Raw genomic sequence first — 8138 nt, 5'->3', positions numbered from 1 at the left:
CGGCCTTGCCCTGCTTCCATGCGGTGTCGTCGAAGCCGGGCTTCTGCCATCCGTCGGCAGGAGTGTCGGTGGTGTAGCGGCCCTCCCATTCGGCGTCTTCGGCATTGGGCGCCACCACGTCGAGCAGTTTCTTGGCGGGGGTTCCCATGAAGCGGTATACCTGTCCGTCTACGCGCAACAGACCCTCGAGGGGCTTCTGTCGGGGCGACCAGTGGGTGATGTTACCATCGTTGAGGTGGTCGTAGGGCGACCAGAGGGTGAAGTAAGGGTCATTGGTGATGAGCGGAACGGCAGGCAGGCGCAGCGCTGTCTGGCGATAGGGCTCATAGAAGTTGTCGGCCTTGGCGTAAACCAAGAATGTGGCGAGAAGCGCCACCAATAGCATTGATTTCTGTTTCATGATAATGGTATAGAGATAACGTGTAATAATGATAAAGTCTGTAGAAATCGCCCTGATGCAGGTGCTGGTTTCTACAAACTTCGTGATAAGTTTCTTATTTGAGGTTGAAGACCAGGTGGCGGCCACGGGTCAGCTCGTCGTGAGAGATGCGGTAGCGGCTGAGCTTCTTGCCACCGAGCGACATGCTGCTGATAAATTTCTGGCCGTCAAGGTCGCGGTTGGCTTCGATAACTATGTCGCCCTGGGGATAGTAACGCTTGTCGAGATGCAGCGTCACGCGGTCGAAAACGGGAGAAGTGAGGGTATAGTAGGGCTGGCCGGGGCAGTCGGGGTAGAGACCCATCATCGAGAAGATGGCCCACGACGACATGGTGCCGCAGTCTTCGTTGCCGGGAATACCGTCGGGCGTGGCCTTGTAATACTTGTCGAGCAGGCGTGCCACCTCTTTCTGCGTGCGCCACTCTTGGCCTTTGAAGTAGCTGAACAGGTAGGGATAGGCGATATCGGGCTCGTTGGCAGGGTCATAGAGATTCTCGTCAAACACCCGCTGCAGTTTGTTGACAAAAGCCTTCTCGCCACCCATGAGGCGTGCCAGTCCCTTCACATCGTGGGGCACGTAGAAGGTGTAGTTCCAGGCCGAGCCCTCGTGGAATCCGGGAGCGTTGGAGAAGTCGGCGCCGTCCTTGGGGTCAAACGGGGTGAGCCAGGAGCCGTCGGCGTGGCGTGGGCGCAGGGTTCCAAACTTCTTGTCGTAATAGTTCTTGTAGCCGAGTGAACGCTTGTAGAACAGGGCGGCATCGTCCTTCTTGCCCAAGGCTGTCGCCAGATTGCTCAAGGCATAGTCGGCGATATAGTATTCGAGGGCGTGCGACACCGAGTTGTCTCCCGAGTTGTCCTGGGCAAAGGCGCCGAGAGGCACGTAGCCTTTGGCGATATAGTCGTCGATGTCGGGACGCATGCGGTTGTCCTTGCCGGGCAGCGTGGCACTGGCGCGGAACGCCTTGTAGGCTGTCTCGATGTCGAAGTCGCGCAAACCTTTGAGCCAGGTATCAGTAATGACAGGTATCGACGGGTCGCCTTCCATGGTCCATGTCTCCCGTCCGAACAGCTCCCACTTCGGCATCCATCCCCACTCCTTATACATGTCTATCATCGAGCGCACCATGTCGGTCTGTCGCTCGGGATAGAGCAGAGTCTCCAGCTGGTGCAGGTTGCGATACGTATCCCAGAGCGAGAAGACCGTGTAGCGGGTGCGGTCGGTACGTCCTATGCGTCCGTTCTCCATCTCGGGGTATTCGCCGTTGACGTCCTGGAGGATATTGGGATGTATCTGGGTGTGGTAGAGAGCGGTATAGAACACGCGGCGCTGTGCCTCGGTTCCGCCCTCAACGGTAATGGTGTTGAGGGTTTCGGCCCAACGCTTGCGTGCTTCTGCGCGAACCTTGTCAAACTGGAAACCTTGCTGCTCGTGGTCCAGATTTTCGCGGGCGTTGGCAATAGACACGAAGCTGACGCCTATCTGAACCTCAACCTGCTCGCCCTCTTCGGCGTCGTAGCTGAAATAGTAGCCCACCTCATTGCCGGCGAGCTCACGCTTATAGTTACGGTATATCTTGTACTTTCCGTTGTCTGGGTCCCACTGTGCCTCGACGCCGGTCATAGGCGGCTGCTTCTTCCAGAAGCCTGCCTCGCGCGGCGCCTTGTTCACGCGCATCACGAAGTACATGGGGAACACGGCTTGAGGGTTGTAGCAGAATGTTCCCAACAGTCGCATGCCTTCTATCTCGGTATCCGAAACCCGGCGTATACTTCCTCCAACCTCGTTGGTCAGTCCGTCGCCGACGTTCATGAGCAGATGGGCCTCGCCCTTCTTGAAGGTAAAGCGCTCAATGGAAGAGCGGTCGGTGGCAGTGACCTCACACTTGATGCCATACTTGGTGAGCTCGTTGGAGTAGTAGCCCGGCGTAGCCTGTTCGTTACGGTACTCGGAGCCATAGTTGCGGTAGTCTACATCCAGCTTGCCCTGCGTGGGCATCAGCAGCAGAGAACCCATCTCGGGGCAGCCCACACCGCTCAGGGTGACATGGGCAAAGCCGGTGAAGTACTTGTTCTCATGCACATAGGGCGTAGACCACCAGCGGGCGTCCTTGTCGTAGACATTGAGGTCGGACCCCATCACATTGAACGGAACCACAGACATCAAGCCGTGAGGCCGGATGGCGCCAGGGTTACACACACTGAAATTGGTCGTTCCGATAAACGGATCGACATAATCTACCGGTTGCTTCTGTGCCTGTGTCGAGATCACCGACATGGCAAGCAGCGCCATAGCTAATATCGTCTTCTTATACATATTATATATCTTTGCTACAAAGGTAATGCAAACCGCAGAGAATACAAAACAATCTGCTCCATTTTTTCCCCCACGGGCCGTTTCTTTCTCGATTTCACACCTGGGGGCAATCTCCATCGCGCCAACCATCATGACGACGACAGCGCAACAAGAGAGAAAATAAACGGGTTTTATTTTGTATTTCTCTGCGGTTTACACTAACTTTGCACTTATAATCATAAGGTATATGGCAAAGAATGTATCTTGGTCGGACGACTACTGGTTGCTGCTGATGCAGCTCTACCTGCGCAAACCCGTAGGTGTAAAGGCGCTATATTCACGTGGATTGGTGCAGTTGGCCCTCGAGCTGCATATCGAGCCACGCGTGCTGCGCGCCCAGATGTTCCGCCTGCGTCAGATTGACGCCCCGGTCATCCAGCAGCTTTGGGACAAGTACGCAACCCACCCCGCTCGGTTGCGCAAGGAGGTCAACCTGCTGCGGGGCATGAATGGATTCGGGCTTGCCAGCGAGTTCTATCAGGGCGTCGAGGTGAGCGGCATGTCGTGGGAGAACGACTTCAAGCCCATCGACGGCACTACCCTTATTCCCCTCGCGCTGGTGCTGGTGCTCGACCTCTACTTCAGGCTGGTGCCCATCACCATGGTGCCCGAGACGCCCGAGATCGTCGAGCTGGCACAGCTCATCGGCATCACCCCCGCCGAGGTATGCCAGGTGATGGATATATTCCAGGGATTTGACCCCTACCTTAATAGAACTACCGATACCGAAGGCGCGCTCTACGAGGCGTGCAAGGCGATATGGAACCGCTTCGGCAACGACGACCCCAACCCTCTTGCGTCCTTTGCCGCACAGGTGAAGGACTATTTCAAGTAAGTCAGACTTCAGGTTATGAACGAGCAACGTTTAATACAGGAACAGCAGCAGCGCCTCATCCAGCAGCAGCGCCTCACCCAGCAGCAGATGATGCTGGTCAAAATGCTTGAGATGCCCGCTGCCGAAATGGCAGAGCACGTCAACACCGAGCTCAACGACAACCCCGCCCTCGAGCGTGTCGACGACGCCGACGACCTGCCCCATAGCGACAACCAGCTCGACAACGACGACACCGCAGAGACCTTTGACGAGCAGAACGAGCGTCAGGAGCGCAAAGACGCCCTCGACAGCGCCCTCGAGCAGTTGGGCGACAACGACGACGAGGTCTCGCCCGCCGACGGATACCACCAGGGCACAGCCTCTGCCGAACCTGCACAGTACGAAGCCGACATCCCCTCGTTCTACGACCAGCTCAAGGAGCAGATGATGGAGCTACAGCTCACCGACACCGAGCGCGCCATACTCGAATACCTCATCGGCTCGCTCGAGTCCGACGGCCTGCTCCACAAGGATATCAGCACCATCTGCGACGAGCTCGCCATCTACAACAATATCGACGTTGCCGAGAGCGAGATTGAACGTATGCTCGCCATTCTGCAGACTTTCGACCCTGCTGGCGTAGGCGCACGCTCGCTGCAGGAGTGTCTGCTCATCCAGATCAACCGCCGTGAGGAGTCGCAGACCAAGCAGCTCATGCGGCGCGTCATCACACAGTACTACAGAGCCTTCACCCACAACCAGTGGGACAAGATACGGCAGAGTCTGCAGCTCAGCGACGTCCAGGCCGAAGCCCTACGCGCCCAGTTGTCCAAGCTCAACCCCAAGCCCGGCGTGGCCTACGACGGCACTGCCAACGGCAAGTGGCAGCAGATAACCCCCGACATCATCGTCGAAACCTCTGACGACGGACACATCAGCTTCACCTTCAACGACGGCGACATCCCGCAGCTCTGCGTGAGCCGAGAGTTTCTCGACATGGTCGACACCTACAAGCGCAACAAGGACGGACTCAACCGCAACGCCAAAGAGGCCATTCTCTTTGCCAAAGAGAAGATAGACAAGGCACGCGGATTTATCCGCGCAGTAGAGCAGCGGCGACAGACGCTCACTCTGGTCACACAGGCCATCATCGACTGGCAGCGACAGTATTTCCTCGACGGCGACGAGAGCGACCTGCGACCCATGATACTTAAGGATATCGCCACCGTCACCGGACTCGACATCTCTACCGTCTCCCGCGTGGCCAACGCCAAGTACATGCAGACCCAGTGGGGCATCCACCCGCTCAAGTTCTTCTTCTCCGACGGCTATGTGGGCAGCAATGGCAAGAAGACATCTACCCGCCGGCTGCTCGTGGCGCTGCAGGAGCTCATCGACAAGGAAGACAAGCGCGCCCCACTGAGCGACGACACACTGGCAGAGAAGATGAAGGAACTGGGATTTCCCGTGGCGCGGCGCACCATAGCCAAATACAGAGACCGACTGGGCATTCCCGTAGCACGACTTAGACGATGAACACGAAAAAGATAATCATTGCGGCGCGCGTGATGAGCGCCATCTTCACTCCTTTCTACCTTCCCATCGTGGGACTGGTAGCCCTGTTTGTTTTCAGTTATCTTGGGCTACTCCCCTGGGCATACAAACTGCTGGTACTGGGCATGGTCTATCTGTTTACCATCCTCGTGCCCACGCTGCTCATCCACCTCTACCACCGTTATCAGGGCTGGACGCCGCTGCAGATAGGCGTCAAGGAGCGCCGCATGGTGCCCTACGCCGTTTCCATCTTCTGCTACTTCGCCTGCTATTACCTCATGACGCGGCTGCGCATCCCCAGCTTTATGGCGCGCATCCTCATGGCGGCACTGCTCATCCAGATAGTGTGCGCCATCGTCAACGTGTGGTGGAAGATTTCCACCCATACCGCCGCCATCGGTGGCGTCACGGGAGCGCTCATGGCGTTCTCGATGCTCTTTGCCTTCAACCCCGTGTGGTGGCTCTGCTTCACCCTGCTCGTCTCGGGCATGGTGGGCTCCAGCCGCATCATCCTCCACCAGCACACCCTGGGGCAGGTGCTTGCCGGCTATGGCATCGGACTGTTAATCGGCTTTATTGTTATCATCTGAACTGCATATCATAAACATACATATTATGAAACCAATCATTAGCATTATCATGGGCAGCACCAGCGACCTGCCCGTAATGGAGAAAGCCTGCAAGTGGCTCAACGACCATGAGATTCCCTTTGAGGTCAACGCACTCTCGGCACATCGCACCCCCGACGCCGTAGAGACATTCGCACGCGGAGCCAAGGAGCGGGGCATACGCGTCATCATCGCGGCAGCAGGCATGGCGGCAGCCCTGCCCGGAGTGATTGCCGCCTCGACCACTCTGCCCGTCATCGGAGTGCCCATCAAGGGCATGCTCGACGGACTCGATGCCATGCTGAGCATTATCCAGATGCCCCCAGGCATACCCGTGGCCACAGTAGGAGTCAATGCCGCACAGAACGCTGCCATACTTGCCGCCGAGATGATTGCTCTCAGCGACGAGCGCGTGGCACAGGTCGTGGCCGACTGGAAAGCCGGACTCGGCGCCAAGATAGAGAAGGCCAATAAGGAACTGGCAGAAATCAAGGACTATGAGTACAAGTGCAACTGATTTGTTCAACTACCGCCGACGCCAGTCGTCAGTGGTACACATAGGTTCCATCGACATGGGAGGCGACAACCCTATCCGCATCCAGTCGATGACCACCACCAACACCAATGACACCGCTTCCAGCATAGCCCAGGCCGAGCGCATCATCGAGGCAGGCGGAGAGCTGGTGCGTCTTACCACACAGGGCTCGCGCGAAGCCGAGAACCTCAAGAATATCAATGCCGGCATACGCGCCGACGGCTACAAGACGCCGCTCGTGGCCGACATCCACTTCAACCCGCATGTAGCCGACGTCGCCGCGCTCTATGCCGAGAAGGTGCGCATCAACCCCGGCAACTACGTCGACCCGGCCCGCAAGTTTGTGCATCAGGAGTACACCGACGAGGAGTACGCCCAGGAGCTGCAGAAGATAGAAGACCGCTTCGTGCCCTTCCTCAACATCTGCCGGGAGCACCACACAGCCATACGCATCGGCGTCAACCACGGTTCGTTGAGCGACCGCATCCGCAACCGCTACGGCGACACGCCCGAGGGTATCGTCGAGAGTTGTATGGAGTTCCTGCGCATCTGCAAGAGGGAGCACTTCGACGACGTGGTCATCTCCATCAAGGCGTCCAACACCGTGGTGATGGTCCAGTCTGTGCGACTGCTCGTGGCACAGCTCGACCGCGAAGACATGCACTACCCTCTCCACCTCGGAGTGACCGAGGCGGGTGAGGGCGAGGACGGCCGCATCAAGAGTGCCGTGGGCATCGGAGCCCTCCTTGCCGACGGCATCGGCGACACCATCCGCGTGTCGCTCTCCGAGGAGCCCGAGGCTGAGATACCCGTGGCCCGAGAGCTGGTCGACCACTTCACCGCCCGCGCCGGCCACCGCCTCATCCCCGCTGCCGAGGCTCCTGGCTTCGACTGGCTCCACCCGTCGCGCCGCACCACCGTGGCTGCTGCCAATGTCGGCGCCGCCCATGTGCCCGTGGTCATCACCAGCGTGGTGCCCCAGTCTGCCGACGCCGACCAGCGCCCCGACTACATCTACATCGGCAGCACCATGCCCGGGCAGGTAGACCCCGAGCAGATGTACATCGCCGACTTCAACGCTCTGCCCGCCCTGCGCGAGGCGGGTCTGGAGCGCGTCTGCCCCATATACCCCACCCACGCCATGCCCTTCATCGGCATGGACACGAGCCGGGTCAAGTTTCTCGTGCTGCAGTATGGCACCCCCGCCGACGAGTATATCGCCTGCCTCAAGGCCCATCCCGAGGTGGTCGTCGTGGCTATGACCCACCATGCCAACCCCACCGGCGACCAGCGTGCACTGGTGCATGAGATGATGGCTGCCGGAGTCACCAATCCTGTAGTCTTCGCCCAGATGTACCACACCGACGACAAGGCTGCCTTCCAGCTCACCGCCGCTGCCGACATGGGCGCGCTCATGATTGACGGACTCACCGACGGACTCTGGCTCATGAACGAGGGCTCCATCGCCGCCGACGACATTGCCGCCACCGCCTTTGCCATACTCCAGGCTGCGCGTCTGCGCGTCAGCAAGACCGAGTATATCTCCTGCCCGGGCTGCGGGCGCACCCTCTACGACCTGCGCGCCACCATAGCCCGCATCAAGGAGGCCACCCGCGACATGAAGGGGCTCAAGATTGGCATCATGGGCTGCATCGTCAACGGACCCGGAGAGATGGCCGATGCCGACTACGGATATGTAGGAGCCGGCGTCAACCGTGTGTCGCTCTACCGACGCCAGGAGTGTGTCGAGAAAAACATACCCGAGGAGCAGGCTGTCGACCATCTGCTCGCTCTCATTCGTAAAGACCAACTTAACAACCAAAATCAAGAATAGC

General features: G+C 58.6%; 7 protein-coding genes. 5 read left to right on the top strand and 2 right to left on the bottom strand.

What is annotated here, in order from left to right:
- Together CIK94_RS05805 and CIK94_RS05800 are read right to left on the bottom strand one after the other, a co-directional pair.
- The coding region (locus tag CIK94_RS05805; protein ID WP_144008310.1) for a DUF4964 domain-containing protein at window positions 1–400 on the bottom strand (400 nt) is incomplete at its 3' end.
- A 94-nt stretch (window positions 401–494) separates the two neighbouring features.
- Window positions 495–2729: a GH92 family glycosyl hydrolase gene (locus CIK94_RS05800; protein WP_254046148.1), complete on the bottom strand. Its 2235-nt coding sequence runs from the start codon at window positions 2727–2729 to the stop codon at window positions 495–497.
- Between the two features lie 250 nt (window positions 2730–2979).
- Here CIK94_RS05800 and CIK94_RS05795 point away from each other — a divergent pair, with 250 nt between their 5' ends.
- From CIK94_RS05795 to CIK94_RS05775, 5 genes are read left to right on the top strand one after another with little or no spacing between them, the layout of a single operon-like run.
- Window positions 2980–3627, top strand: coding sequence for a hypothetical protein (locus tag CIK94_RS05795; RefSeq protein WP_094421849.1), 648 nt, complete (start codon window positions 2980–2982; stop codon window positions 3625–3627).
- A 15-nt stretch (window positions 3628–3642) separates the two neighbouring features.
- Window positions 3643–5142, top strand: a complete 1500-nt coding sequence (gene rpoN / locus CIK94_RS05790) for an RNA polymerase factor sigma-54 (protein ID WP_094421847.1) — start codon at window positions 3643–3645, stop codon at window positions 5140–5142.
- Entirely contained in the window at window positions 5139–5750 is a 612-nt protein-coding gene (locus CIK94_RS05785; protein ID WP_022310468.1) for a phosphatase PAP2 family protein, read from the top strand. Before rpoN ends, CIK94_RS05785 begins: the two co-directional genes overlap by 4 nt.
- 25 nt (window positions 5751–5775) lie before the next feature.
- Window positions 5776–6285, top strand: coding sequence for a 5-(carboxyamino)imidazole ribonucleotide mutase (purE, locus tag CIK94_RS05780; protein WP_094389007.1), 510 nt, complete (start codon window positions 5776–5778; stop codon window positions 6283–6285).
- Window positions 6266–8137, top strand: coding sequence for a 4-hydroxy-3-methylbut-2-en-1-yl diphosphate synthase (locus CIK94_RS05775; protein WP_094421845.1), 1872 nt, complete (start codon window positions 6266–6268; stop codon window positions 8135–8137). The genes purE and CIK94_RS05775 overlap by 20 nt, the downstream gene beginning before the upstream one ends.
- Window position 8138 lies beyond the last annotated feature (1 nt).

It is taken from the genome of Prevotella sp. P4-51, assembly GCF_002251455.1.
Classification (GTDB): domain Bacteria; phylum Bacteroidota; class Bacteroidia; order Bacteroidales; family Bacteroidaceae; genus Prevotella.
The sequence above is the reverse complement of the archived record's forward strand: the minus strand, read 5'-3'. Positions and strand labels throughout refer to the sequence as shown.

Bases quoted from the DNA above. Each gene is read 5' to 3' on its own strand.
- CIK94_RS05785 (WP_022310468.1), top strand. From the start codon at position 5,139: ATGAACACGAAAAAGATAATCATTGCGGCGCGCGTGATGAGCGCCATC.
- CIK94_RS05795 (WP_094421849.1), top strand. From the start codon at position 2,980: ATGGCAAAGAATGTATCTTGGTCGGACGACTACTGGTTGCTGCTGATG.
- purE (WP_094389007.1), top strand. From the start codon at position 5,776: ATGAAACCAATCATTAGCATTATCATGGGCAGCACCAGCGACCTGCCC.
- CIK94_RS05775 (WP_094421845.1), top strand. From the start codon at position 6,266: ATGAGTACAAGTGCAACTGATTTGTTCAACTACCGCCGACGCCAGTCG.
- rpoN (WP_094421847.1), top strand. From the start codon at position 3,643: ATGAACGAGCAACGTTTAATACAGGAACAGCAGCAGCGCCTCATCCAG.
- CIK94_RS05800 (WP_254046148.1), bottom strand. From the start codon at position 2,729: ATGGCGCTGCTTGCCATGTCGGTGATCTCGACACAGGCACAGAAGCAA.